We start from the raw sequence: 25573 nt of genomic DNA, 5'->3' as shown, positions 1-25573 counted from the left end.
TTATTGTAAATATAGCAAAAAAACACAATAATACACAAATTGAATTTTGCCTTATTTTTTGATATAATCATTCTTATAAAAGTGAAAAGGAGCTTATTAATGAAAAGTAATGAATCTTCAGAGATGTATTTAGAAACAATTCTTGTTTTAAGTAAACGTCTTCCTGTTGTTCGTTCTGTTGATGTTGCTAATGAACTAGGATTTAAAAAATCAAGTGTCAGCATCGCCATGAAACATCTTCGGGAAAACAACTATATAACTGTAACAGATTCCGGTTTTATATATTTAACTGATGACGGAAAAAGTCTTGCGGAAATGATATATGAACGTCATCAGATTTTAACTGAATGTTTTATAAAACTTGGTGTATCTGAAGATGTTGCTACTGAAGATGCATGTAGAATTGAACATGTTATTAGTCAGGAAACAATTGATGCCATAAAAAAACATATGCATAAATAAAGAAAACGATATATGATTCTTCTATTGTAATAAAGACTTTCATATATCGTTTTTCTTTTTTATTTTGCCGGTGTAATAGTTATATTGTTAACAGATATATTTGTTTTTCTTTTTATAACATCTTCAATCTGTGCTCTTTTCTCATCACTTACTTCTGTGTCTGATAAAATAACATCTGCCTGATTATCATTTATGGTAACTATAATATCGTTAAATCCTTTTGCTTTAAGCAATGTTTCAATATTGTTTTCCATTTCACTGTTTTCAGTAATTTTAACCATTGATTTAACAGCTTTCTTTTTTTCCTTATCGCCTATATCGTTATTGTTAATTACTTCTAACAGTGTTTCTTTGTTTTTAGATCTTGTCTGCTCTCTGTTCAGTTTTGCCTGAACCATATAAGAACTTAATGTGCTTCCATTTGTAAGAACAGCAGCTCCCGGTTCCTCTGTAGTCTCTTCTTCTCTATCCATACTTTCTATGTCTTCATTATTTGTAAGTAAATTATCTTTAGAATAAATTGATTCGTATGTATCATTAGTCACCTTTTTTGATTCATTTTTCTTATCAAGGTTTGCAGAATAATTAAGATATCCTGCCACTGCAATTAACACAGCTAAGAACGTAACAATGAATTGATTTTTCTTTAAGATTTTTTTCATAACTCCTCCTTTTAATCATTACTAATTATAGATATTTTATGAACGGGTATATTAAATAATGCATTAATCATATTTGTTATTTCATTTACTTTTTCAGCATCCTTTAGTCCCTTTGCCGTAACTGCCACACCTTCAATTTGCGGATATATTTCTTTTATAATGTAAGGATATTCTTCCTGACTTCCATTAAAGATAACTGTTGAAACTTTATAAGATTTTTTTTCCCCGGATTCTTGACTTTCCTCTTTATCAACCTGTAAAATTTTTTCATTACCTGATTTGAAAGTAATCATTACATTTACATTTGTAACTCCATCTATACTCTCTATCATATTTATGATTTCTTTTTTAGTTTTGTTCTCATAGCTTTCCTTTGATATGCTTTTTTCTGTGTGTTTGACTGTTTTTTCTTTATTATCTACTTTTTCAAAATATGATGAACCAATTAATAATATGCCTGCAAGTGCCAATAAAATTATTTTTTCTTTTCCTATTTTTTTCAGGTTAGTAAGCTTGTCAATTATTTCCTGTTTCATTTCCATACTTTTCACTTAGCCTCTCTTCTATTTTCTTTTCAAAATCATTTAGCCGGGTGTCTAACTGATTTTTTGCATCTATATTAATATTTTCTGTAATTGTTCTATCCACATTAATATCTTTTTTGGTAATCTTAAAAACCGGAGACAAAACAATTAAAATCAAAAGGATGCCCGCAAAAAATTTAATGTACTTTATGTATCTTTTTTCTGGGAAAATATTCGTAATAATTGTAATTACCAACATAAATATACAAATATTTTTAATATAACTATATATAAATTCCATTTTACCCCTTTCCCGTACACATACATATGATAGCAATACTTATTATAAATAAGAGACTGCAACCGGTTATGACTTTTGCAAGCATTCGCATTCCTATGGACATGGAATTAAAACTGGCAACAATTCTACAATCTGCAATAGGCTGAACCAAAGCAGCCACTATTTGCATTAGAAACGAATATAACTGTATTTTAAGAAAGGGTACAGCGCACAAAACAACAATCACTATAATAGCCGTTGCTCCAATTGCATTTTTTATCAGATTGGCAGAGCCTAAAAATATGCCTGTTATTGCATCTGTACTATTTCCAACAACCGGCACACTTCCTATTACCTTTCTTATGGTTTGATTTTTTGTGCTATCAATTGACGGCAAAATAAGAGCCTGTATTATATTCAATCCTGTTACGATTCCCACAAAAGTTTTCATAAGAAAATTCACTATATTTCCAACCACCACTGCTGTTCTTGACAAAAAGTCTTCCTTTGATATGTTGTTCACTATGCTAACTGCAACATATATTTTAATTAGCGGAATTATTATATGTAGGAAAACAAATTGGGCTACTGATATAATTACCAAACAAAGCTGATAAAAACCTGAAGCAGAAACCTGTCCCATAATTGCCACTGACAAAAAATATGTAGGTACAATTCCATACATAAATTTAAGTAACAACTCAACAAAATCAACGGCTATATTACACAGTTCACTGAAAAGACCAAACATAAATGTAACCGAAACCATATAACATATAAAAAAGCCTGTTTCTGAAATATCATCTTTTGAAAAGACTTTTGCAAAGTTAGTAAAAAAACATGAAACAATTATTGTTAAGAACAATTGCCAAATATTATTAAGAAGATAACCATTATTACCCAGCGTTTTATAATACAGACTCTTAAATATTTCTCCAAAAACCGTAAGAAGCTTTCCTTTTATAATATTGTTTATAATTTCCTTAACACTTATATCTCTGTTGCCGGACTCTCTAAGAATTCTTTGTGGCTCATCAAATTGAAAATCATCCATACTGATAAACGTTTCTTCATTATATGATTTTTCTTTTATATTTTTATCACTACACTTTGCAACATTGCCAACTGACAAAGTAACAGTGATGCACATTATAATTAAAATAATCTTTTTCATAAATCAATTAACCCTAAGATAACATTTTTCCTATTTGTAATATTAACTCTGAAAAAATAGGTAAACTAATAACCAGAATTGATATTTTTCCAAATATCTGAACCTGATTGGATATGGCAACATATCCACAGTCCTTACATATATCTGAAGTAATTTCGCATATAAAGGTTATACCTGTTATTTTTAACAATATTTTAATGTATTCTTTGCTAACATTGGTCAATTCTGATATCTGGTTAAATATATTTATAATGTAAGTAAGTTTTGTAAGCATCATTATAAATATAATTAAACATCCTGTTATGGATAATAATATTCCATATTCGGGTTTAACATTTTTAAACTGAATTCCCAAAACCACCGTGGCAATACTAATAACTCCTACTGCAATCATCTTTTACCTGTCCTTACAACCTGAATAATTTCTTTATTGTTTCAAAAAGCTCATATATGTATGGGACAATCCACGTTAAGACTAATATAAGACCTGCCAGACTTGTCAAAAAAGCCTGTTCCTCTCTACCGCTGTGTTTTAAAATCTGACCTACAACCGACACAATTATACCAACTGCCGCTATTTTAAAAATCATATTTATTTCCATAATTGTTCCTTTCATCTCATATTAATAAAACAGCAATTAGGATTCCTGAAAAGGTTCCCAGGCATTTGTATAATTTACACTTATTATTCTTTTCTTCCTTTAATTTCAAAATCACTTCCTGTATATCATTAATACATTCATCAATGTTACTTAGTTGTGTTTCCCTATCTGTTATACCAAGATTAGTTCCAAAAGTAAGTATTACGTCCGTTTCCTGCTTATCAATTTTAATTTCTTTTTTCAAATATTTGTTAACTGCCATTTTCCAGCTTTCAAATAATGTTTTTTCTTCCATAAAATAAACTTCGCTTACTTTATGGTAAAAGTTTTCTATTACATTATTATTTATTTTTATAAGTTCCATTGCCTCAAAAACTGATAAATTATCATATTTAATTTTCCCTTTGAGAATTCTTAAACTTTTCTTAAATGCATCTAAGTTATTTATTTTTGCTATATACTCATTTGCCAGAGCAAACCCCATTAAGCTGCACGCTGTTATAACAATAAGCACTCCAATTACTTTTAAACACATAGGTACTCTCCAATATTTAATATACAAATCTTTTTTTCGAACAAATCTACAAAATCTTTTCCAAGCTTTTTTATTACAGCCGCCTGATTTTTTCCATGGACTGTGGCGATTATAAAAATTCCTGACAAATTAGCATATTCTAACGCCTCAATATCCTGTGCTGTTCCTATTTCATCTACTGCAATTAATGTTGGTGCCATTGACCTTATTGCCATAAGTATCCCCTTTGATTTTGAACAGTTGCTTATAACATCTGTTCTTTTTCCTAAATTCATTGTTGGCACGCCTTTATAACAACCACTGATTTCATTTCGCTCATCAATGACACATAAACTTGTACCAGCGAAATTTTCACTAATTTTATAAACTAAATCTCTAAGTAATGTTGTCTTGCCAAGTCCCGGTGGTGAAATTATTAATGTATTACACAAGTGATTATTTTTGTATAATTTAGGAAAAATCATTTCACTGCAATTTTTTATATGATGATTTATTCTAAAATTAATAAATCTAATATTTCTAACAATGGGCTTATCATAAATAGTTCCTGCCATATAACCACCAATGCCTACTCTATGACCGCCTGGAATTGTAATAAACCCTTCAGCCATACTCTGCTCGTATGCGTAGGCAGAATATTCTGTAATCAAATTAAAAGTATCGATAACATCTTTTTCATTACATATAACATCAAGTATAATTTCACCCGTACCTGTATTTAAAATCACATTTTTGTTTACTCTGATTCTAATTTCATATATGTTTTTTATTTCATATTTTTCTAAAACTTGTCTTATTTTACAATTAAAATATCTGTATATATTTTCCATTTTTATAATTCTCCTTAAAAAAATATATGAAAGATAAAAAAATATATTCTATTTATTTTTATATGTGTTACAATTAGTGAGATGAAAAAAATAATTAAACAAAAAGGATGGTAACTTATATGAAGAAACTAAAGAAAACATTAATTGTTTTTCTTGTGCTAGGTCTGTTTTGTAGTCTCGGATATACTTTTTTAGGGATGACAAATCACAAGATTAATACAGTTGCAAAAGGAAATGAAACAACAGCTAATCAAAAACCAAACATAGCTACAACTAATTACAAACTGTTGAAAAGCATAAAGTTAGACAAGTTATCTCTTTCCATAACTAAAGGAAAGAAAGCAATTATCAAAGCCAGCTTAAAATACCAACAGGATTCATCTTCACCAAAAGAACCTGTTGTCTGGGTTAGTAAAAACACTTCCATTGCAAGTGTTAATAGCAAAGGCAAGATTACAGCTTTAAAAGCAGGAACTACATATATTGTCTGCAAAGGTGAAACCGGCAAAATAAAAGCAAGATGCAAAATTGAAGTAAGAGATCCTTACAACAAGATTAAGACTTTAAAATTAACATCTACTTCTTTGCGTGTTGGTAAAAATCAAAAAAGATTTTTAGACTTAAAGACAACTTATGATAAAAATAAAAAATACAAAAATGAACCTGTTGTTTGGATAAGCACAAACAACAAAGTTGTAACAGTAAAAAACGGTGTTATTAAAGGTAAAAAAACAGGTACAGCTTATATTAAGGTTCGTTCTAAATACACAAATAAAACTGCAAAATGCAAAGTTACGGTTGTAAAGAAACTTAAATATGTAGCTTTTACTTTTGATGACGGCCCAGGTGAATACACAGACAAACTTTTATCAGCATTGAAAAAGCACGAAAGCAAAGCTACTTTCTTCGTATTAGGTAATCGTGCTAATTCATTTAAAAAGCAGTTACAAAGAGAATATAATCTTGGCATGGAGATTGGTTCACATACATGGTCACATAAGAACTTAAAGATTTTATCTAAGAAAAATGTTAAGAAAGAAATTTCTTATGCAAGAAATGCTATTAAAAATGTAACCGGAGAATATCCAACATTACTTAGACCACCTTATGGAAATTACAACTCCATAGTTAGCAAGAATGCAAAAGCACCTATGATTTATTGGTCTGTTGATACAGAAGATTGGAAATATCGTAATGTTAAATACATAAAAAATTATGTTATAAATCATGCAGGCGATGGCCAAATTATCTTGTTACATGACATTCATCCAACATCTGTTAACGGATTTATCAAAGCCCTACCGGAGCTTAGAAAAAAAGGTTATGAGCTTGTTACCGTTAGTGAACTTTACAAGATTAAAGGAAAGACCATGAAGAATGGTATTATGTATTTTGGACCAAATTATTAAAAGATATTATTTCGAATAAATATTAAAATTTACATTAAATAGAAAATAGAGGTATAAGTCAATTTGTGAACTTACACCTCTATTTTTTATGACTATTTTCATATAACTGTTTACGAATATCCATTCCAATATAAATCAATTATTATCTCTTGTTCTATGTAATCTGCTAAATCATTACAAATAATCAGCCACACCATCATTTATGATATGGCTGATTATTTATTATTCTGTAGCTTCTGTAAATCTGTTCTAAAAGAATAACTCTCATTAACTGATGTGGAAATGTCATTTTTGAAAAGCTTAATTTGAAGTCAGCCCGTTTTGATATTGATTCATGTAATCCAAGGGAACCGCCTATTATAAATATAATATGGCTTTTTCCTTCTATTCCTAACTGATTAATTTTCTTTGATAATTCCACTGAATCCAACTGTTTACCAAGGATTTCAAGAGTTATGACAAAAGCCCCTTCCGATATATGCTTGCTAAGTCTTGCTGCCTCTTTTTCTTTTACAATATTGATTTCTGCTTCCGTTGAATTTTCTGTTGTTTTCTCATCAGCAACTTCAATGATATTTAATTTACAATATCTTGATAATCTTTTGCTGTATTCTTTTATGGCATCCACGTAAAACTTTTCTTTAATTTTTCCTACTGTTAATAATGTAATTTTCATCTGTATCTCCTTATTTGCAATAGACTTATTGTACTCTATTTGAAAGCAAAAATAAATATCATTTACTTGTTTATAACCATTTAATAGTTTATAATAGTGTTAGTTTATGAATATCAGTTACTTTTTAAGGAGGCACAATATGGAAGATAGCAATTTCGAAAACAACAAAACTTCAGATGTGCAGGAAAACAAATTGCCTGAAAGCCTGTACGATTATACAGATAACAAAGTCCATTCCTTTGTACGACTATCAGATAAATATAAGGACATTACATCATCAGCCTTAACAATGCTTATTGTTGGTATCGCAGGAATTATTTTTATGATTTTAGTTTTTGCTGATATTATACCACTTCCAATCAACGCATCTACGGCATGGTTGTTTGATTCTGTAATGGGTGGAATTTTTATTATATTTATTATTGCAGGCATTGTTTCTTTTATGCATGCAAAGCAGGTAAAAATCGATGCTGAAGCCGAAGATAAGTTAATTGAAGAAATTTTAGCTTGGGCAAAAGACAATATTTCAAAAGAACTTTTAGACGAAGGTTTAGATTTAAGGGAACCTGAAGAAATATTATATTTTAGTCGTGCTGACAAAATTAAAGATTTATTAATGCATCAGTTTGAAAACGCTGACGAAGCTTTAATTTATGAATACACTGAACAAATTTATCAAAATATTTATGAATAGTGTTTTGAAATTTTTTAGTGGCTTTTCCAATAATTGGAGCAAATATGCATGTCCCTAGTGGAATGCTTTTAATGTAACAGAATTTTTTGATAAACATCATAAAAGAGATTGTCTATTTTTAGTAATAGGCAATCTCTTTTTCTTCTTTTCTTTTATTTACATAATTGCTTCTATGCCACCCTCATCCATTAATTCCTGATTATACAAAATCTCATCGCAGTTTCCTTTTGCAAAGAAATTACCATCTTTAATAACAACGGCTTCTCTGCAAACCTCTTTTGCAAAGGTTAAGTCATGAGTGGCTATAAGCATTGTATGTGGTAGGGAATTTAAGACATTAATGAGATTACGCCTTGCCTTAGGATCTAAAAAAGCTGTTGGCTCATCTAATAACATAACACTTGGTTTCATTGCCAAAACAGTAGCTAAGGCTGCCATTCTTTTCTCGCCACCTGATAATTTAAGGGCTGTTTTGTCCTTCAAGTGTTCAATATTCAATAATTTTAATCTGTCTTCCACTCTATATTTTACAGACTCTTCATCTAAACCTGCATTTCTAGGGCCAAAAGCAATATCATCATATATAGTAGCCATAAATAACTGATCATCAGGATTTTGAAAAAGCATCCCCACCTGCTGTCTTACTTTAACAATGTTTTTTGAGTCCACAACTAAATCATCTATTTTAATTTCTCCTGTACTATCTAATATTCCTTCAATGGCTAACATTAATGTAGACTTACCGGCACCGTTAGCTCCTATTAGTGCAAGTTTTTCCCCGGACTTAACATTCAGGGATAAATTATTTATTGCCTTTGTTCCGTCAGGATATTCAACTGTAACATTATTAATTGTAAGCATATTTCTTCCTCTTGTTTTCAAATATAATAGCAAACTCTTAAATACTTAAATTTAAATACTAAAAATTCAACACTCAAAATTCAATACTAAAATACAAAAGCATTTTCTCTATAATATAACAAAAATCACACTGGACACAGTACATACCAAAAAGAATACTATATCTTTCAATGCAATCTTTTCTTTCTGATATGCAACCTGTTTGCTTCCATAACCTCTGCATTTCATGGCGTTATATATTCTTTCTGCCTTGTTAATGCTTTTTAAAAACAGGTTTCCAACAAAGGGACCCATGTGCTTAATATGTGGCCACTTGTATGCCGGATTCTTTAATCTATAGGATACAAGCATTGTTGAAACTTCTTCAGCCAAAACCCCAATATATCTATATATCATTTCCATTAAATTAACGATTAATGGTGGTATATGTAATCTTATTAACTGCTTTGTCAAATCAGAAAACCGCGTTGTAGCAATTAGTATTAATAAAGCCCAAACCGAAAACATAGTTCTAATAATCAAAACAACAAAAGAAATCAAACCATAAGTAATAGCAATTCTTCCAATAAAAAATGCTGTTTCCCTGTTTATAATCAGATTACTTATACCTGCAAAAAGTACAAAAGGCAAAGCAATCATTGTTCTTTTTATAACAATTTTTAAAGGTAATTCTGCTAAGGCTGTAGTGATTATCAAATAAAACAAAAAATATGAAAATCTAAGTAAATCATAACGTCTGACACTAAGTATACAAACAATATAGACAACTGTAACTATCATCTTTATTAATGGATGTATATTATGTATTATAGTATTTTTTATACTTAACTGTTCTAACGAATAAATTTCATTTACTTTACTTCTTATACCACTCATTAAATTTATAGGTTACCCCTTCCGTAACAGCTATCTCCTATTACTTATTTTTCTTTTTCTTAACGTAAGTTATTATTCCACCTGCTCCTAGCGCAAGGCAAAAAGTTATACCCGCTCCTATAATACCTGAAGCCGACGTTCCATTTCCTTTTTTTTGCGACTTAAAATCATAATCAGGCAGTATTGATAATTTTTCCTGAATCTGACTCATTACACTATGAGTTTTATCACTATTTTTAAGTTCTGAAGTACCTGCTGTTTTTTCCATTGACCACTCCAATCCATCAGGATTAGAAGAAGCATAAAGAGATAAAACACCACCTGTTATAACAGCAACAATACCAATAATCACTGTAACTTTTTTTACAGATACTTTTTTGTCTATTTTTTGTTTAAATAAAGCCGAATTAATTATTTCAGGCCTCATTTTCCAAACAAATAAAACAACTGCAGCTGTTACAATTCCTTCACCTACTCCAATTGCCAGATGAATTGGTAACATTAACGCCACGAATGTTTTAAATGGAAACTCTGTTATCCCTGATAAAAGTGTTTCCATTACAACACCAAAAGCACCTATTTGAAGTGCAACCACAGGTCCTAAAAATGCCGATACTGAAAGTTTTGTTTTGGATATGTTATTTTTCAAAAACATTCTTATAATTGGAAATACTATTAAACATGGAATGACACCCATATTAAAAATATTAGCTCCTAGCGCAAGCAAACCTCCATCAGCAAAAATAAGGCATTGTATAACTAAAACTGATGCAATAGTTAATAAGGCAGGAAATTCTCCAAGTAACATTGCCAGTAAAATTCCACCGCCTATATGACCGCTTGAACCGGTCCCCGGTATGGTAAAATTAATCATCTGGGCTGCAAAAACAAACGCGCCTGACACAGCCATAACCGGTAGTTTTTTTTCAGACAAATCGCTGTCTGTTATTTTCTTTATACCATACGCTGTTGCCCCTGCTGTTACAGCCCACATTGCTACGCCAACTTCAGGTGACAACAAACCATCTGCCATATGCATCTATTAAATCTCCTTTAATATTTCTTTTTTTATTTCTTTTAATGAAAGATTTTTCTCTTTTGCAATTCTAGCCAAATCTTCATATTCTAATTTTTCTTTTGATATTCCATAGCCGTAAGATTCCTTTAATGAAATGTCACCTAATGAACTTTCAATTGTTTTAACATTTCTTGTAAGTCCGTAACGTTTACAAATATACTCTCTAACGCCTAATGTTGTTGTGTATTTAAAAATTAATTTAAGGAACTTTTCCTTGTCTATATTTTTACACATACATGTAATCATTGTTCCCGGGCGATTTTTTTTCATATTAATATTTGTAGTGTACACATCTAAGGCACCATTATTCATTAAAGTTTCTGTAGCAAAACCTATTTCTTCAGCAGTCATATCATCTATATTACATACCAACTCCAGAACATCATCCATTTTCTGCTCTTCTTCTCCTAAGAAAGCTCTAACGCAATTTGCCACTGTGAAATCTTTATTTCCCATACCGTAGCCTATTTTCTGAGTTTTCATTATAGGCATGGCATCAAAATCATCTGCAAAATATTTAAGTAAAGCTGCCCCTGTTGGTGTACACAACTCACCCTTAATGTTACCTGAATATGAAGGAACCTCTCTTAAAATATACGCTGTAGCAGGTGCCGGCACAGGTAAAATTCCATGAGCACATCTAACATTACCACTGCCTACATGAACAGGTGATGCCATTATTCTGTCAGGATTGATTTTGTCAATCAACATACACACACCAACTACATCGGCAATGGCATCCATTGTACCTACTTCATGGAAATGTATCTCTTTGATACTTTTATTATGAGCTTTAGCTTCTGCTTCGCCAATTAAACAATACACATTAACTGCATCTTTTTTCACTTTAGCAGGAATGTCTAACCCATTAATAATCTCTTCAATATGAGAAAGACTACTATGTGAGTGGTGTCCATGACTATGGTCGTGGCCATGTTCATTGTCATGCGTATGCTCGTGCTCGTGCTCGTGCTCATGTTCATGTTCATGTAAAACATTGTTTTCCTGTACGTTAACATCTTCACTTACTTCTTCTTCACCATTAACCATTACTCGCATGTGAGTACCAACAATTCCACATTTTGTGCTTTCTTCTTTTATTAATTTAATGTTAGGTATATTCAAATTATTAAATTCATTTACAAATTCATCTGGTTTGTCAAGTAACTCAACTAAAGTCGCCATAAGCATATCGCCGGCTGCTCCCATATTACATTCCAAATATAATGTTTTCATTTTCATCATCCTTATAAATTATTTTGTTATATGGTTAATCATACTTGCCATATAGCCTGCTCCAAAACCATTATCAATATTAACAACACTTACACCACTTGCGCATGAATTAAGCATTGAAAGAAGTGGGGTTATACCACCAAAGGCTGCCCCGTAACCTACACTTGTAGGTACGGCAATAACCGGACAATCTGCCAAACCACCTATAACACTGGCAAGTGCCCCTTCCATGCCTGCAATGGCAATTATGACCTTTGCTTCCATTATTTTATCCACATTTTCAAGCAAACGATGCAAACCTGCCACACCTACGTCATATAATCTTTCAACATGATTTCCTAAAAATTCTGCCGTGAGAGCCGCCTCTTCTGCCACAGGCATATCACTTGTGCCACCTGTTGCAACAACAATTTTGCCTAGGCCATCCTTTTCTACCAAATTTCCAACAATACCAACTTTTGATATTTCATCATAAAAATATGTAACTTCCAAAGCTTCTAAATACTTCTCTACATAATCTGACGCTTCCTTACTCATTCTAGTAATAAGAATATTGCTTTGATTATTTTTTATGAAGCTTTCTGAAATCTTTGCTATTTGGTCAGGTGTCTTACCGGCACCATAAATCACTTCCCCAACTCCCTGTCGAAGCTTTCTGTGAAAATCAGGCTTGGCAAAACCTAAGTCCTCAAAAGGCTCTTTCTTTAATTCTAATAATGCATCACCTACAGAAACCTTTTTTTCAGCAACTAACTGTAATAATTCCTTTGTATCCATACTAACTCTCTTTTTATTTTTCATTTAAAATTTCGTTCATGCTACCTGTTCTATAGCCCTGTAAATCAAGGGTTACATAGGAAAAGCCGATTTTTTTAAGCAATGTAGCTACTTGTTCCCTGTCATTTACAATAAAATCATTTATTTGTTCAGGAAGAATTTCAATACGGGCAATATTTCCATGGACTCTTACTCTTGATTGTACATAGCCTTTACTAATTATAACATCTTCAGCCTTATCAATCATCATAAGTTTTTCTTCTGTAATCTTTTCACCGTATGCAAATCTTGATGCTAAGCACGCCTTACTTGGCTTATCCCAAGTCTTTAAACCTAAAATTTTAGAGAATTCTCTAATTTCTGATTTATATAAATTTGCCTTTTGAAGTGGGCTTTCTACTTTAAGCTCCTCAATAGCTTTTAAGCCCGGTCGGTAATCGCCGTTATCACTCATATTTGAGCCTTCTGCCACATAGGCAATATTATTTTCTTTTGCAAGTTTCTTTATTTCAGAAAAAATTACTTTCTTACAAATATAACATCTGTCAGGTGGATTGTCGGCAAAGCCTTCAATATCCAAAGGATTATAACCGCATATTATGTGCTTAATGCCTTCACTCTTACAGAAATCTCTTGCGTCATTAGTTTCTTTTTCAGGAAAAGCCGCCGCATTTAATGTTATGGCTATTGCCTTATCTCCTAATACATCATGAGCAACTTTCAGAAGAAATGTAGAATCTACTCCACTTGAAAATGCTACTGCCACGCTTCCTAATGATTTTAAATATTCTTTTAAATTATTGTATTTAACCTCTAAATCCTTATCCATATTAATCAGTTCCTTCCAATAGACATACTTTTTATTAAACTATATTATATTTTAAAATATATATAAATCTGTTGCAAATGCCTATATTATATACAATTTTATGCCTAAAAAGCATGAATTAGCTGTAACATTTCCTATTACGTAAAAAGAAGAAAAGCCATTATTAACAACTTTTCTTCTTTTTATATTTTTATTTTAAAGTAGGAAGATTGGATATATACTGCTTAAATACATTCCAATTTCCTTTTTTTATTTCTGATACATTAATATTATTTTCATTTATAACATTACCTTCTAAAAGAAATACATCCATTCCTATTTGAGAAGCACACATGTCTTCTGTAACATCGTTTCCAACCATTAAACAATCTTCAGCATCCTTATCAAGAACCTTTAATATATGTTTATAATATTCAATGTTAGGTTTTGCAAAACATGAATTCTCATAAGTAGTTATTAATGAAAAATCATCCTGACATAATCCTGTCCATGACAAGCGTTCTAAAATTGCCACTTCTGGAAATATAGGGTTTGTTGCAACAACTAATGTATAACCTTTTTCTTTTAAAATTTCTATACATTCATTTACTGTTTCAAGAGGGCTTGTAACATATCTTGCTATGGAAAAATCTTCTTTATAAAACTTCGTAATTTCTTTTTGAATCTTACGTTTTTCTTTGGAATCCATTTTTCCACCGCCACCTGTCATGAAGTTAGCAAAAGCTTTCCAAAAGCACTCTTCATTTGTAATAATACCGTCGTTTGCAACCATTGCTTTCACGCCAACCCAAAGCCCGGCAACAATTTTCTTTGAATCAAAATTGGATGATTCCAGTCTACTACTTAAAAGTTTTATGTACATGTCGGTAAATTCTTTCATGTCCATTGGAAGTAATGTTCCATCTAAATCAAATAATACTGTATTCATTAATATCTAATCCTATTCGTCCCAGTTGTGGTAAACCTGCTGAACATCTTCATCTTCATCTAATCTGTCAATAATAATGTTCATTTTCTTAATAGCTTCTTCGTCTGTTAATGTAACATAATTCTGAGGAATCATTGTTACTTCAGCATTTGCCATCTTAATTCCTTCTTTTTCTAAAGCTTCGCGAACTTCACTGAAAGCATCAGGATTAGTTAAGATTTCATAACTATCTTCTTCATCTGAAAAATCTTCAGCTCCTACATCTAATGCCATCATCATAAGTTCATCAGGATCCATATCACATTCTTCCTTATCAATGATAATCTGTCCTTTCTCGTCAAACATATATGATACACAACCCTGTGTTCCTACATTACCGCCACCTTTTGTGAAACAGTTTCTAACATTTGCTGCTGTTCTGTTTTTATTATCTGTTAAGGCATCAACAATAATAGCTGTACCGTTTGGTCCATATCCTTCATATCTTGCTGTTTCATAATTAACAGCCGCTGCGTTACCTGCAGCTTTCTTAATACCTCTGTCAATTGTATCGTTTGGCATGTTGTTAGCTTTTGCCTTTGCAATAACATCACGTAACTTACTATTATTGTCCGGATCAGCTCCGCCTTCCTTAACTGCTACAGCAATTTCCTTACCGATAATTGTAAAAAGTTTTCCCTTTGCTGCATCATTTTTTTCTTTCTTATGTTTAATATTCGCAAATTTTGAATGTCCTGACATAAAATTTCACTCCTTTGTATTTCTTATTTTACACGCACTCTAAAGTGTAACATTTTATATTTTAATAGTCAACTTGCACATCTATGTATCTAATTCCAGACTAATGCACAATGCCTTATTAATCGTCCCCATCATTTCTTCATCCAAATGACAGACTTTATCTTTTAATCTTTGTTTATCTATAGTCCTTAACTGTTCAAGTAAAATAACCGAATCCTTAATTATATCGCATTTATTTTTGTCTATTCTAATATGAGTTGGCAGTTTTGCTTTTGACATTTTAGATGTAATTGCTGCGACAATAACTGTTGGACTATGTCTGTTTCCTGTATCATTCTGTATAATCAAAACCGGTCTTATACCACCTTGTTCAGAGCCAATAACCGGTCTTAAGTCAGCATAAAAAATATCGCCTCTTTTTATAATCATTTCCACACTCCAAATCTATTATAATAACTATAGTATTCCACTTTTTGGAATGTGTATTCAATTTTATAAATTAAAATTCAAGATTATAATCATCTTCAAAATAATCTTTTGTGCCAACTATTTTTCCACCTTTTAAATAAACTCTTGGAACCCTTTTTCCTAAATCACAAATAAATTCGTAATTAAAAGTACCTGCTTCTTCGGCTAATTTATCAATTAATATTGTTTCGTCCCCATCAGTACCTACTAATGTAACTTTATCGCCAACTTTTACATCCATACCTGTAACATCAACCATAAACTGATCCATGCATACCCTTCCAATGATGTTAGCTTTCTTACCATTAATTAAAACATAGCCTTTGTTGCTTAAGTTTCTTGGATAGCCGTCACCATAACCTACAGGAATTGTTGCAACAGTCATCGGCTTATCAGACACAAAAGTATGACCGTAACTTACGCCTCTGCCTGCTGGAATTTCTTTTACATATATTACATGTGAATATATACTCATTGCAGGTTCTAGTTTCATTGCCTCATGGTCCATTTCATCTGATGGATAAAGACCATACATTGAAATTCCTGCTCTTGAAAGGCTTAATGATGTTTCAGGCATTTCCATAATGGCTGCACTGTTAGCGCACTGATGAACCGGTATTTTTACACCATTTGACTCTACTTTTTCCACAAAATCATTAAATTCCTTAAACTGATTGTAAGCAACACTTTTGTCAACATAATCAGCCTTTGCAAAATGAGTAAAAATCGACTCGATTTTTACATTTGGCAGTGCGTCAATGGCTACAATTTCCTTTACAGCTTCATCACTTGGTATATAGCCGATTCTGCTCATACCTGTATCAACTGCTATATCAATATTTACATGTTTATCTAAGCTAATTGCTATATCAGACAATTTCTTAGCATCTTCTATTGAGAAAACTGCCGGTATCATACCTTCCTTAACAACAGTTTCATAAGTACATTCAGGTGTGTAACCAAGAATAAATATTGGTTTTGTTATTCCATGTCTTCGTAAATTATGTCCTTCGTAAGCTGTAGCAACTGCATAACCATAACAAATATCATCTAATGCTTTTGCAATTGGAACCGCTCCATGTCCATAACCGTCTGTTTTTATTACTGCAACAATTCCTGTTTCCTTTTTCATTTTGCATTTCATTAATTCAACATTTCTGTGAATTTTGTCTAAATCAACTGTTGCATAAACTCTAAAATATTTTTTATCCATATCTACTGTTTCCACTTTTTCCACAACCTTTCATTTTCTTCTAATCTTAATTCTAAAAATCGCCGTTGTAAGCTTTTGTAATATTATTACAAATATCTCCTGCCATCATGGATTCCTTACTTGATTCCATGGCTGCCAAATCACCTGCTATTCCATGCAAAAACGTAGCCAGTGCCGGAACTTTTTCAAAATCTGTTTTTGTACCAAGCAAAGCTACCATAATACCTGTTAGAACATCTCCACTTCCTGCTGTGGCCATACCACTATTGCCTGTTAAATTAATATAAGTCCCTTTCTTATTAGCCATAACAGTTCTTGCATCTTTTAAAACAACTGTGGCGCCATATTTATAATTGACTTTTCTTGTATATTTAATTAAATTCTGTGCAATTTCTTTAGCCGGTACTGCAAGGAATCTGCTCATTTCTCCAAGATGAGGTGTTAAAATAACTTTATCATGAAGTTTTTCTTTTATTTCGTTATGTCTTGATATTGTATTAATACCATCAGCATCAATAACTGTAGGTATTTTTGATTCTAACACTTCATTAACAATTTCTGTTTGAACTTCACCGGTTCCCATTCCGGGACCTACTGCTATTACATCGCACCACTTAATTGCTGCCTGTAATGACTTAATATCAAATTTATCAATTGTATAAGTATTAATCATTGCTTCCGGTAAAAGCTTCCCTAAAATATTTCTGTTATTTTCGTGTGTAAATATGCGAACCATACCTGCACCTGTTTTAAAAGCAGCCAAAGCGGACAGTGCCGCGGCACCTGAAATCTCTTTGCTGCCTGCAATAATTAAAACCTTACCGTAATTACCCTTATAAGAATAATTAATTCTTCTTGGCAGATATTTTAAATCTTCTCTTGTAGCATATTTTATAAAATCACTGTTTTCCCATGATTCATATCCAATATCACTTACAATGACTTTCCCGCAATAATCTGCTCCCGGATACAATACTGTACCAACTTTATGAAAGCCGAAAGTCACGGTATAGTCCGCCTTAATCGCGACTCCAAGAACTTCTCCTGTACTTCCATCAATGCCTGATGGAATGTCGACTGCATAAACTTTTGCCCTTTGATTATTTATATATTCAACGGCATCCTTATACTTACCTTCTACTTCTCTGGATAAACCAACGCCAAAAATTGCATCAACAAAAATATCGCAATCAGCAAAATCTTCAACAATACTTATGCCAAGATTTTCATTTATTCTAAGCTGTGTTTTAAAATCCTCTGTTGCCTTATTAATGTCACCAATAACGCATGTACATGTATTGTAGCCTTTCAAATAAAGCATTCTACATATAGCAAGACCATCTGCCCCGTTATTTCCTACACCGGCTATAACCTGAACAGTTTTTGTTACCGGCTCATTTTCCATAATTAAAGAAGCAACACTTAAGGCCGCTCTTTCCATTAAAACAATTCCCGGAATCCCGATTCTTTCAATTGTTTCAGTATCAACTTTTTTCATTTCACTGCTTGTAAGAATATTTTTCATAGGCCACTCCTATCTATAAACTCTCCTGTTTATTCTTTTCTGATATTCTATATGTAAGCTTCATTAAACTTTCAGACAAATGAACATTTTCAACTAAAATGTCACCGCCAAAGCCTAAATCTGTATGAGCAAAGTTCCAAAAAGCCTTTACTCCACATTCTACTAATTTTTCAGCAACTTCCTTAGCCGGTCCTTTTGGTAATGTTAACGCAACAATTTCAACATTATTTTCCTTAACATAATCATAAAGTGTAGAAATATCTAAAATTTCCGCATTCTGTGTTTTCTTACCAATTAAATCAGGATTTTTGTCAAACAATGCTGTTATTTCAAAGCCTCTGTTTCTGAAGTTGCCATAATTAGCAATCGCCTGACCTAAATTTCCTGCTCCTACAATAACCATTTTGTGGGGTACATTAAGACCAAGTAACTTTCCTATTTCGTCATAAAGATATTGTACATTATACCCATATCCCTGCTGACCGAAACCACCAAAATTATTTAAGTCCTGTCTAATCTGGGATGCTGTAACATTCATCATCTGACTTAGCTCTTTTGACGAGATTCTTTCGATGTTTTGAGCTTTTAACTCATCTAAATATCTATAATAACGTGGTAGTCTTGAAACTACCGCTTTTGAGATTTTATTCATCACATTCTCCTACCTTATATATATATGGTTAATTATAAGGATATAGCAAAATATTGTCAAATATTTGTCATTCTATATTTTGTTTTAAATTTCAGCATTTTATGATAAACTAGTTAATTAGTGAAATTCAATTAAACAGGAGGATTCTCATGATATTATCATGTAATCATATAAGCAAATCATACGGTGTTGAAACAATTTTAAATGACTGCTCTTTTTTCATAAATGATAATGAAAAAGCAGCCATTGTTGGAAATAACGGTGCCGGAAAATCTACCATTATGAAGATTATAATGGGGGAACTTTCACCTGATGACGGAAACGTTATTATTGGCAAGGATAAAACTATCGGTTACCTTGCCCAGTATCAGGATTTAGGTTCAGACACTACTATTTACGAAGAAGTAAAATCTGTTAAACAGAACTTAATTGACATGGAACAAAAACTTTTGGAATACGAGAAAGAAATGGCAAAGGTTTCAGGTGATGAACTTTCTAAATTAATAGAAACTTACACTAACCTGGAACATCGTTTTCAATTATTAAATGGCTATTCATACAAAAGTGAAATTGAGGGTGTAATAAAAGGTCTTGGATTTACGGAAGATGATTTTAATAAGTTTGTTGGTAATCTTTCAGGTGGTCAGAAAACTCGTGTTGCCCTTTGCAAACTTTTGTTAGAAAAACCTGATATTATTATGTTGGACGAGCCTACTAACCACCTTGATTTAAATTCAATTAAATGGTTGGAAACATATTTGCTTAACTATAACGGGGCTGTTTTAATAATCGCCCATGACCGCTACTTTTTAGACAAGATAGTTTCTAAAGTTATAGAAATTGAAAACCATAAAGCACATGTATACAGTGGTAACTATTCTGACTTTGCTGTAAAAAAACAGGAATTAAGAGTTGCTACAATGAATGCCTATTTAAAACAGCAAAGTGAAATCAAACATCAGGAAGAAGTTATTGCCAAACTTCGCTCTTACAAACAGGAAAAATTTTATAAGCGTGCAGAAAGCCGTGAAAAGCAATTAGAAAAAATGGATCTAATTGAAAAGCCTGAAGAGTTAAAAAATAACATGACCATTAAATTGGAGCCTGACATTGTCAGTGGAAACGATGTTTTGTCTGTTGAGAACCTTGAAAAATCTTATAATACTCTTCTTTTTAAGAATATAAGTTTTGAAATAAAACGTGGTGAACATGTAGCAATTATTGGTGATAACGGCACAGGAAAAACCACTATATTAAAAATAATAAACGGCTTAGTTGATGCAGACTCAGGTATGATTAAGTTGGGCACAAATGTACATATTGGATATTATGACCAGGAACAACACAATCTTACAGATGAAAATACTTTATTTGAAGAAATAGCAAATTCATATCCAAATATGACTAATACAAAAATCCGAAACACTCTGGCTGCTTTTATGTTTACAGGCGAAGATGTTTTCAAGCGTGTATCAGATTTAAGTGGTGGTGAAAAAGGACGCCTTTCCCTTGCAAAATTAATGTTATCGGAAGCTAATCTTATTATTTTGGACGAACCCACAAACCATTTGGATATGGCTTCAAAAGAAATTTTGGAAAATGCAATAAATAATTATACAGGAACAGTTTTGTATGTATCACACGACAGATATTTTATAAACCAGACTGCCAATCGTATACTTGAATTAACAAACACAAAACTTATTAATTACCTTGGTAACTATGATTATTATGAGGAGAAAAAGGAAGAACTTACTGCAACTTTTGCCCCTAAGGAAGAAAAGACAAAAGCCGAGAAAACTACTTCCAGCAACAAACAGGATTATTTAGAAAGGAAGGCAGAAGCCGCAAGGATTAGAAAATTGAAAAATGATATCTCAAAAGTAGAAGAAAAAATCAAAAAATACGAAGACCGCTTAAATGAACTTGATGAAATGGTTGCATATCCGAGTGTTTCAACTAATTCAGCCAAGTTAAATGAAATCGGCAAAGAGCAAAATGAAATCAGTGATAAACTAGATAAACTTATGGAGGAATGGGAAATTCTTTCTGATCAGTTATAAGAATCACTAAAGATTTTTCTATTACAAAAAGGGGACAAGATTTTCTACTGTTAAGTAGTAATTTGTCCCCTTTCTGTTTTATGTTTGTTTTTTATTTTTTTACTTTTCTTTGCTATAAATCTTAGCGAAATTTAATCTTAATGCATTTGATACAACGCAGAAGCTACTTAAACTCATTGCCGCTGCCCCAAACATGGGATTTAATGTAATTCCAAATGGTATAAACAAACCTATTGCTAAAGGTATGCCTATAACATTGTATATAAATGCCCAGAATAAGTTTTCGTGAATGTTTCTAAGTGCTGCTTTACTTAGCTTTATAGCAGCCGGTACATCCATTAAACTGCTTTTCATTAATACAATATCAGCTGCATCTATTGCTACATCTGTTCCTGCTCCTATGGCAATTCCAATGTCAGCTCTGGTTAGTGCAGGTGCATCATTAATGCCATCACCTACCATAGCAACCTTTCCACCTGATTTAAGCTGTTTGATAACTTCTTCCTTACCATCTGGTAAAACGCCTGCAATTACATCATCAGTTCCAACCTGCTTACTAATTGCATTGGCTGTTCTTTCATTATCACCTGTTACCATTACAACTTTTATGTCCATGTTTTGTAATTCTTTAATTGCCTGAGCGCTATCTTCTTTTATAATATCAGCAACTGCAATAATACCCATTAATTTATTATTCTTTGCAAACAATAATGGTGTTTTACCCTGACTTGCATACTCTTGGGATATTTCTTTGGCTTTTTCATTTAAACCAATAGTTTCATCCATATATTTAATACTACCGCCTAATAACTTTTCACCATTTAATGTGCCTGTTAAGCCATTACCCGTTAAAGCCAGAAAATCAGTTATTTCTTCTGAAATTATACCGTCACCTTCTGCTCTTTCCACAACAGCTTTTGCCAAAGGATGCTCACTGTTTATTTCAAGACTGTATGCCATTTGAAGTAATTCATTATCAGTAATTCCTTCCATTGGATAAATGTCTGTAACCTTTGGAGTTCCTGCAGTAATTGTGCCGGTTTTATCTAATGCTATAATATTGATTTTTCCTGTTTCTTCTAATGCTACTGCGTTTTTAAATAAAATCCCGTTTTTTGCACCCTTACCGTTTCCAACCATAATGGCAACAGGTGTGGCAAGTCCTAATGCACATGGGCAGCTTATAACTAAAACTGAAATTCCTCTAGCCAGAGCGAAACCTATTTCTTTTCCAAGTATTAGCCAGCCAATCATTGTAACAATTGCAATTAAAATAACTGCTGGTACGAATATACCTGAAATTTTATCAGCAACTTTTGCAATTGGTGCCTTTGTTGCCGCAGCATCGCTTACCATTTGAATAATTTGAGATAAAGTTGTATCTTCACCAACCTTGGTTGCTTTGCATTTTAACAAACCTGACTGATTTATTGTTGCCCCATAAACCATACTGTTTTCTTCTTTGTCAACAGGAATACTTTCTCCTGTTAAGGCAGATTCATTTACTGCACTATGACCTTCTATTACAACTCCATCAACGGGTATGTTTTCTCCCGGCCTTACAACAAATACATCGTCCTTTAAAACTTCTGATGCATTAATATTTATTTCCTTACCGTCACGTATAACATTTGCTGTTTTTGGAACAAGTTTCATTAAGCTTTTTAATGCATCCGTAGTCTTACCTTTAGAGTGAGATTCAAGCATTTTTCCAACTGTAATTAATGTTAAAATCATTGCTGCCGATTCGAAATACAATTCCATCATATATTTCATAACCAACGCCTCATCGCCTTTAACCTGTGCAGATGTCATTAAAAATAATGATACTGTACTATAACCAAAAGCTGCCGATGAACCTAACGCCACAAGGGTGTCCATATTAGGTGCTAACTGAAACAGGCTTTTGTAACCTGAAATAAAAAACTGTTGATTAATAACCATAATAATTATTGTAAGTAACATCTGAGTTAAGCCCATTGCAACATGGTTGTTGTAATAGAACGAAGGCAGTGGCCAATTCCACATCATGTGACCCATTGAAAAATACATTAAAATAATTAAAAAGAATAAAGACCATATTAATCTTTTCTTTAAAACAGGTGTATCCTTGTCTTCAAGAGAATCATCGATTTCTTCTACAGTTTTTTCACTTTTGCCTTTCTTTTTAACTGATGCTCCATAGCCTGCCTTTTTTATAGCTTTAATTATTTCCTTGTCACTAACATCACCTTCAACCCCTAAGGAGTTTGTTAGCAGACTAACAGAACAGGACGTCACTCCTTCTACTTTTGATACAGCCTTTTCTACCCTGGCACTGCAGGCTGCGCAGTGCATTCCTGTAACATTATATTGTTTCATTATATTTACCTGATATGCCTGCCCTATTTTGACCACAACATACCTTTCCCTTTCATTTTTCACCTTTATATTATACCCCCTAGGGGTATTTGTCAAGTTTATATTTGACACTCTCATTTTCCTTTTATATACTATTTATAATTATGTAAAATTTTATACGTTTTTAGTATAACTTTCTAAAGGTAGGTATTGTATATGTCAGATAATTGTTGTAGCTGTCACACTAAACACAGAAGTGATGATGAAAGAAAAAAATTAATTAACAGATTAAGTCGTATTGAGGGACAAATCAGAGGCATAAAAGGTATGGTTGAAAATGACACTTATTGTGTTGACATTCTTGTACAGTCCTCTGCTGTATCTGCAGCTTTAACGGCTTTCAATAAAGAACTTTTAAACAATCATATTAGAACATGTATTGTTGACGACATTAGAAATGGTGAAGATGAAAAGGTTGAAGAGCTACTTGCCCTTCTCCAGAAAATCATTAAATAATTTAACTACATTTTATGTCACTTGGCATTCTAAAATTATTTTAAGTAATGGTGATTTAGTAAGAAATTCTAAAAAAGTTTCATTTAAAGTAAAAATAAGACAGTGAGCGTTGCTGTCTTATTTTTTGTGTAGTTTTTGTATGGAATTTTTTAAATTTTGCAAAATTCATTTCGTATTTTCCATTATATTTCAAAGGACTTTCTAGGGATTTCTTCTATTTACTACTTTATCAAAGGAATAATTCATAATGCCTCCAAATATTTTTTTACTTACATTACTCTAGTCTTTTTACCCATAAATAACAAATACTTTAATTCATAAGCTAAATATGCCTCTAAAACATGATAATTTTATCTTTTAATCCTGTTAAATTAATGTCTTTTATTGTATTTTAAGTGATTTTATCTTATACTATATATATTGATTTTAACGGATAAGGAGACAGTATTATGGATAACAAAAAAGTAGTTGTTGCCCTTGGAAGAAACGCATTTAGCGAGTCATTTCCAAAGCAGCAGGAAAGAGTTAAAGCCGCTGCAAAAGCTATTGCAGATTTAGTTGAAGAAAAATATGAAGTGATCATCACTCATAGTAACGGACCACAGGTAGGAATGATTCAGACAGCCATGACTGAATATTCAAGACTTGACGAAAACAGAACTGTTGCACCAATGTCAATTTGTGGTGCTATGAGTCAGGGATATATTGGTTTTGATTTACAGAATGCCATTCGTACAGAATTATTATCACGTGGCATTTACAAACCTGTAAGTACAATTATTACACAGGTTAGAGTTGATCCTTTTGACAAGGCATTTAATGCACCTTCAAAAGTTATTGGTCGTTTAATGACTAAGGAAGAAGCTGATAACGAAAAGAAAAAAGGAAACTACGTTGAATATGAAGAAGGCGAAGACGGCTACAGAAGAATTATTGCAAGTCCAAAGCCAATTGATATTTACGAAATTGATGCCATTAAGGCTTTAGTTGATGCTCACCAGTTAGTTATAGCAGCAGGTGGCGGCGGTATCCCTGTTTTACAGCAGCGTACAGGTTTAAAGGGCGCCAGCGGTATCATTGAAAAAGATTACACAGCAGCAAAACTTGCAGACATGTTAGACGCTTCTACTCTTATGATTCTTACATCAAGCGACTATCTTACAATTGAAAAAGACGGTCACACAGAAGAATTAAAAGAACTTACTGCTTCTGATGCAGAGAAATTAATTGAAGAAGGCTATTTTGATCCTGTAACTTCACTTCCTAAGATTGATGCGTCATTATCATTTGTTCAGGCCGGTAAAGGACGTGAAGCAATTATCACAAATCTTTCAAAAGCTAAAGAAGGTATTCGTGGAAAAATTGGTACAATAATCAAATAAATTCATAGAACAAAAAATACTCTCATTACTATTTTGTAACGAGAGTATTTTTTGTTCTATAGAAGCTTAAAAGTGGTCATTCACAAATTGAAAAGAAAGTGCTCTAACGCGGTTGGTTCATTAAGGCAGCGTAGCTGGCTTGATAGAACCACTACCAGCGTTTGGCAGCGGGAGCGTGCTTTCGTTAATTTGTGAATGACCACTTTTATTTACTAGAAGGCCCTAAAAAACACTTTATTA

At 32.3% G+C, this 25573-nt stretch carries 28 protein-coding genes; 6 read left to right on the top strand and 22 right to left on the bottom strand.

Annotation, left to right across the window (positions count from 1 at the left end; all coding sequences use genetic code 11):
* The first annotated feature begins 99 nt into the window (after window positions 1–99).
* The gene (locus DW006_RS06170; protein WP_022164731.1) at window positions 100–462 is read left to right on the top strand and encodes a metal-dependent transcriptional regulator; all 363 of its coding nucleotides are present in this window, start codon (window positions 100–102) and stop codon (window positions 460–462) included.
* A 59-nt stretch (window positions 463–521) separates the two neighbouring features.
* On the opposite strand, the gene DW006_RS06165 is transcribed toward DW006_RS06170, so the two are convergent.
* From DW006_RS06165 to DW006_RS06130, 8 genes are read right to left on the bottom strand one after another with little or no spacing between them, the layout of a single operon-like run.
* On the bottom strand, window positions 522–1124 hold the full coding sequence (locus DW006_RS06165; protein ID WP_117999502.1) for a SpoIIIAH-like family protein: 603 nt from the start codon (window positions 1122–1124) through the stop codon (window positions 522–524).
* A gap of 11 nt (window positions 1125–1135) precedes the next feature.
* Complete coding sequence (locus DW006_RS06160) at window positions 1136–1675, bottom strand: hypothetical protein (RefSeq protein ID WP_147337639.1); 540 nt, start codon at window positions 1673–1675, stop codon at window positions 1136–1138.
* Window positions 1641–1949: a stage III sporulation protein AF gene (spoIIIAF, locus tag DW006_RS06155; protein WP_117999500.1), complete on the bottom strand. Its 309-nt coding sequence runs from the start codon at window positions 1947–1949 to the stop codon at window positions 1641–1643. The genes DW006_RS06160 and spoIIIAF overlap by 35 nt, the downstream gene beginning before the upstream one ends.
* Window position 1950: 1 nt before the next feature.
* Window positions 1951–3102: a stage III sporulation protein AE gene (locus tag DW006_RS06150; protein WP_117999499.1), complete on the bottom strand. Its 1152-nt coding sequence runs from the start codon at window positions 3100–3102 to the stop codon at window positions 1951–1953.
* Between the two features lie 13 nt (window positions 3103–3115).
* Window positions 3116–3496, bottom strand: coding sequence for a SpoIIIAC/SpoIIIAD family protein (locus tag DW006_RS06145; protein WP_022164788.1), 381 nt, complete (start codon window positions 3494–3496; stop codon window positions 3116–3118).
* A 13-nt stretch (window positions 3497–3509) separates the two neighbouring features.
* Window positions 3510–3704, bottom strand: coding sequence for a stage III sporulation protein AC (gene spoIIIAC, locus DW006_RS06140; protein WP_022164787.1), 195 nt, complete (start codon window positions 3702–3704; stop codon window positions 3510–3512).
* A gap of 16 nt (window positions 3705–3720) precedes the next feature.
* On the bottom strand, window positions 3721–4239 hold the full coding sequence (locus DW006_RS06135) for a stage III sporulation protein AB (protein WP_117999498.1): 519 nt from the start codon (window positions 4237–4239) through the stop codon (window positions 3721–3723).
* Complete coding sequence (locus tag DW006_RS06130; protein WP_117999497.1) at window positions 4230–5069, bottom strand: stage III sporulation protein AA; 840 nt, start codon at window positions 5067–5069, stop codon at window positions 4230–4232. Before DW006_RS06130 ends, DW006_RS06135 begins: the two co-directional genes overlap by 10 nt.
* A 119-nt stretch (window positions 5070–5188) precedes the next feature.
* Here DW006_RS06130 and DW006_RS06125 point away from each other — a divergent pair, with 119 nt between their 5' ends.
* The gene (locus DW006_RS06125; protein ID WP_158561081.1) at window positions 5189–6478 is read left to right on the top strand and encodes a polysaccharide deacetylase family protein; all 1290 of its coding nucleotides are present in this window, start codon (window positions 5189–5191) and stop codon (window positions 6476–6478) included.
* Window positions 6479–6674: 196 nt separating this feature from the next.
* On the opposite strand, the gene rlmH is transcribed toward DW006_RS06125, so the two are convergent.
* A complete protein-coding gene (rlmH, locus tag DW006_RS06120; RefSeq protein ID WP_117999495.1) occupies window positions 6675–7154 on the bottom strand; it encodes a 23S rRNA (pseudouridine(1915)-N(3))-methyltransferase RlmH in 480 nt (159 codons plus the stop codon).
* A 139-nt stretch (window positions 7155–7293) separates the two neighbouring features.
* Between rlmH and DW006_RS06115 the strand changes: the two genes are divergently transcribed.
* A complete protein-coding gene (locus DW006_RS06115; protein WP_117999494.1) occupies window positions 7294–7848 on the top strand; it encodes a hypothetical protein in 555 nt (184 codons plus the stop codon).
* 156 nt (window positions 7849–8004) lie between these two features.
* Here DW006_RS06115 and DW006_RS06110 read toward each other — a convergent pair whose 3' ends face one another.
* From DW006_RS06110 to DW006_RS06055, 12 genes are all read right to left on the bottom strand, one after another.
* Complete coding sequence (locus tag DW006_RS06110; protein WP_117999493.1) at window positions 8005–8709, bottom strand: ABC transporter ATP-binding protein; 705 nt, start codon at window positions 8707–8709, stop codon at window positions 8005–8007.
* Between the two features lie 108 nt (window positions 8710–8817).
* Window positions 8818–9585 (bottom strand): cobalt ECF transporter T component CbiQ, encoded by a 768-nt coding sequence (cbiQ, locus tag DW006_RS06105; RefSeq protein ID WP_117999492.1) that lies wholly within the window; start codon window positions 9583–9585, stop codon window positions 8818–8820.
* A 40-nt stretch (window positions 9586–9625) separates the two neighbouring features.
* A complete protein-coding gene (locus DW006_RS06100) occupies window positions 9626–10624 on the bottom strand; it encodes an energy-coupling factor ABC transporter permease (protein ID WP_117999491.1) in 999 nt (332 codons plus the stop codon).
* 3 nt (window positions 10625–10627) lie between these two features.
* Entirely contained in the window at window positions 10628–11899 is a 1272-nt protein-coding gene (larC, locus tag DW006_RS06095; RefSeq protein ID WP_117999490.1) for a nickel pincer cofactor biosynthesis protein LarC, read from the bottom strand.
* Window positions 11900–11917: 18 nt separating this feature from the next.
* Window positions 11918–12676, bottom strand: a complete 759-nt coding sequence (gene larB, locus DW006_RS06090; protein WP_117999664.1) for a nickel pincer cofactor biosynthesis protein LarB — start codon at window positions 12674–12676, stop codon at window positions 11918–11920.
* Window positions 12677–12689: 13 nt separating this feature from the next.
* The gene (larE, locus tag DW006_RS06085; RefSeq protein ID WP_117999489.1) at window positions 12690–13505 is read right to left on the bottom strand and encodes an ATP-dependent sacrificial sulfur transferase LarE; all 816 of its coding nucleotides are present in this window, start codon (window positions 13503–13505) and stop codon (window positions 12690–12692) included.
* 190 nt (window positions 13506–13695) lie between these two features.
* Entirely contained in the window at window positions 13696–14433 is a 738-nt protein-coding gene (locus DW006_RS06080; protein ID WP_117999488.1) for an HAD-IA family hydrolase, read from the bottom strand.
* 12 nt (window positions 14434–14445) lie between these two features.
* Complete coding sequence (locus tag DW006_RS06075; RefSeq protein ID WP_022166010.1) at window positions 14446–15174, bottom strand: YebC/PmpR family DNA-binding transcriptional regulator; 729 nt, start codon at window positions 15172–15174, stop codon at window positions 14446–14448.
* 81 nt (window positions 15175–15255) lie between these two features.
* On the bottom strand, window positions 15256–15603 hold the full coding sequence (locus tag DW006_RS06070) for a type II toxin-antitoxin system PemK/MazF family toxin (RefSeq protein ID WP_117999487.1): 348 nt from the start codon (window positions 15601–15603) through the stop codon (window positions 15256–15258).
* 70 nt (window positions 15604–15673) lie between these two features.
* Entirely contained in the window at window positions 15674–16870 is a 1197-nt protein-coding gene (gene alr / locus DW006_RS06065; protein ID WP_347475076.1) for an alanine racemase, read from the bottom strand.
* A 37-nt stretch (window positions 16871–16907) separates the two neighbouring features.
* Window positions 16908–18380 (bottom strand): NAD(P)H-hydrate dehydratase, encoded by a 1473-nt coding sequence (locus DW006_RS06060; protein ID WP_117999486.1) that lies wholly within the window; start codon window positions 18378–18380, stop codon window positions 16908–16910.
* A gap of 13 nt (window positions 18381–18393) precedes the next feature.
* Window positions 18394–19032 carry a redox-sensing transcriptional repressor Rex gene (locus tag DW006_RS06055; RefSeq protein ID WP_117999485.1) on the bottom strand — a complete coding sequence of 213 codons (639 nt, stop codon included), beginning with the start codon at window positions 19030–19032 and terminating at the stop codon, window positions 18394–18396.
* 149 nt (window positions 19033–19181) lie between these two features.
* On the opposite strand from DW006_RS06055, the gene DW006_RS06050 reads away from it, so the two are divergent.
* A complete protein-coding gene (locus DW006_RS06050; RefSeq protein ID WP_117999484.1) occupies window positions 19182–21095 on the top strand; it encodes an ABC-F family ATP-binding cassette domain-containing protein in 1914 nt (637 codons plus the stop codon).
* A gap of 99 nt (window positions 21096–21194) precedes the next feature.
* Here DW006_RS06050 and DW006_RS06045 read toward each other — a convergent pair whose 3' ends face one another.
* Window positions 21195–23519: a heavy metal translocating P-type ATPase gene (locus DW006_RS06045; protein ID WP_347475075.1), complete on the bottom strand. Its 2325-nt coding sequence runs from the start codon at window positions 23517–23519 to the stop codon at window positions 21195–21197.
* Between the two features lie 132 nt (window positions 23520–23651).
* Between DW006_RS06045 and DW006_RS06040 the strand changes: the two genes are divergently transcribed.
* Window positions 23652–23951, top strand: a complete 300-nt coding sequence (locus DW006_RS06040; RefSeq protein ID WP_022166017.1) for a metal-sensing transcriptional repressor — start codon at window positions 23652–23654, stop codon at window positions 23949–23951.
* Between the two features lie 449 nt (window positions 23952–24400).
* Window positions 24401–25333 carry a carbamate kinase gene (arcC, locus tag DW006_RS06035; protein ID WP_117999483.1) on the top strand — a complete coding sequence of 311 codons (933 nt, stop codon included), beginning with the start codon at window positions 24401–24403 and terminating at the stop codon, window positions 25331–25333.
* Window positions 25334–25573: the final 240 nt, after the last annotated feature.

Source organism: Eubacterium sp. AF36-5BH (genome assembly GCF_003460505.1).
GTDB lineage: Bacteria > Bacillota > Clostridia > Lachnospirales > Lachnospiraceae > Eubacterium_G.
Note: the sequence above shows the minus strand (reverse complement) of the source record. Positions and strands in the feature narration are given on the sequence as shown.

Bases quoted from the DNA above. Each gene is read 5' to 3' on its own strand.
- DW006_RS06170 (WP_022164731.1), top strand. From the start codon at position 100: ATGAAAAGTAATGAATCTTCAGAGATGTATTTAGAAACAATTCTTGTT.
- DW006_RS06165 (WP_117999502.1), bottom strand. From the start codon at position 1,124: ATGAAAAAAATCTTAAAGAAAAATCAATTCATTGTTACGTTCTTAGCT.
- spoIIIAF (WP_117999500.1), bottom strand. From the start codon at position 1,949: ATGGAATTTATATATAGTTATATTAAAAATATTTGTATATTTATGTTG.
- DW006_RS06150 (WP_117999499.1), bottom strand. From the start codon at position 3,102: ATGAAAAAGATTATTTTAATTATAATGTGCATCACTGTTACTTTGTCA.
- DW006_RS06145 (WP_022164788.1), bottom strand. From the start codon at position 3,496: ATGATTGCAGTAGGAGTTATTAGTATTGCCACGGTGGTTTTGGGAATT.
- spoIIIAC (WP_022164787.1), bottom strand. From the start codon at position 3,704: ATGGAAATAAATATGATTTTTAAAATAGCGGCAGTTGGTATAATTGTG.
- DW006_RS06135 (WP_117999498.1), bottom strand. From the start codon at position 4,239: ATGTGTTTAAAAGTAATTGGAGTGCTTATTGTTATAACAGCGTGCAGC.
- DW006_RS06130 (WP_117999497.1), bottom strand. From the start codon at position 5,069: ATGGAAAATATATACAGATATTTTAATTGTAAAATAAGACAAGTTTTA.
- DW006_RS06125 (WP_158561081.1), top strand. From the start codon at position 5,189: ATGAAGAAACTAAAGAAAACATTAATTGTTTTTCTTGTGCTAGGTCTG.
- rlmH (WP_117999495.1), bottom strand. From the start codon at position 7,154: ATGAAAATTACATTATTAACAGTAGGAAAAATTAAAGAAAAGTTTTAC.
- DW006_RS06115 (WP_117999494.1), top strand. From the start codon at position 7,294: ATGGAAGATAGCAATTTCGAAAACAACAAAACTTCAGATGTGCAGGAA.
- DW006_RS06110 (WP_117999493.1), bottom strand. From the start codon at position 8,709: ATGCTTACAATTAATAATGTTACAGTTGAATATCCTGACGGAACAAAG.
- cbiQ (WP_117999492.1), bottom strand. From the start codon at position 9,585: ATGAGTGGTATAAGAAGTAAAGTAAATGAAATTTATTCGTTAGAACAG.
- DW006_RS06100 (WP_117999491.1), bottom strand. From the start codon at position 10,624: ATGCATATGGCAGATGGTTTGTTGTCACCTGAAGTTGGCGTAGCAATG.
- larC (WP_117999490.1), bottom strand. From the start codon at position 11,899: ATGAAAACATTATATTTGGAATGTAATATGGGAGCAGCCGGCGATATG.
- larB (WP_117999664.1), bottom strand. From the start codon at position 12,676: ATGGATACAAAGGAATTATTACAGTTAGTTGCTGAAAAAAAGGTTTCT.
- larE (WP_117999489.1), bottom strand. From the start codon at position 13,505: ATGGATAAGGATTTAGAGGTTAAATACAATAATTTAAAAGAATATTTA.
- DW006_RS06080 (WP_117999488.1), bottom strand. From the start codon at position 14,433: ATGAATACAGTATTATTTGATTTAGATGGAACATTACTTCCAATGGAC.
- DW006_RS06075 (WP_022166010.1), bottom strand. From the start codon at position 15,174: ATGTCAGGACATTCAAAATTTGCGAATATTAAACATAAGAAAGAAAAA.
- DW006_RS06070 (WP_117999487.1), bottom strand. From the start codon at position 15,603: ATGATTATAAAAAGAGGCGATATTTTTTATGCTGACTTAAGACCGGTT.
- DW006_RS06060 (WP_117999486.1), bottom strand. From the start codon at position 18,380: ATGAAAAATATTCTTACAAGCAGTGAAATGAAAAAAGTTGATACTGAA.
- DW006_RS06055 (WP_117999485.1), bottom strand. From the start codon at position 19,032: ATGAATAAAATCTCAAAAGCGGTAGTTTCAAGACTACCACGTTATTAT.
- DW006_RS06050 (WP_117999484.1), top strand. From the start codon at position 19,182: ATGATATTATCATGTAATCATATAAGCAAATCATACGGTGTTGAAACA.
- DW006_RS06040 (WP_022166017.1), top strand. From the start codon at position 23,652: ATGTCAGATAATTGTTGTAGCTGTCACACTAAACACAGAAGTGATGAT.
- arcC (WP_117999483.1), top strand. From the start codon at position 24,401: ATGGATAACAAAAAAGTAGTTGTTGCCCTTGGAAGAAACGCATTTAGC.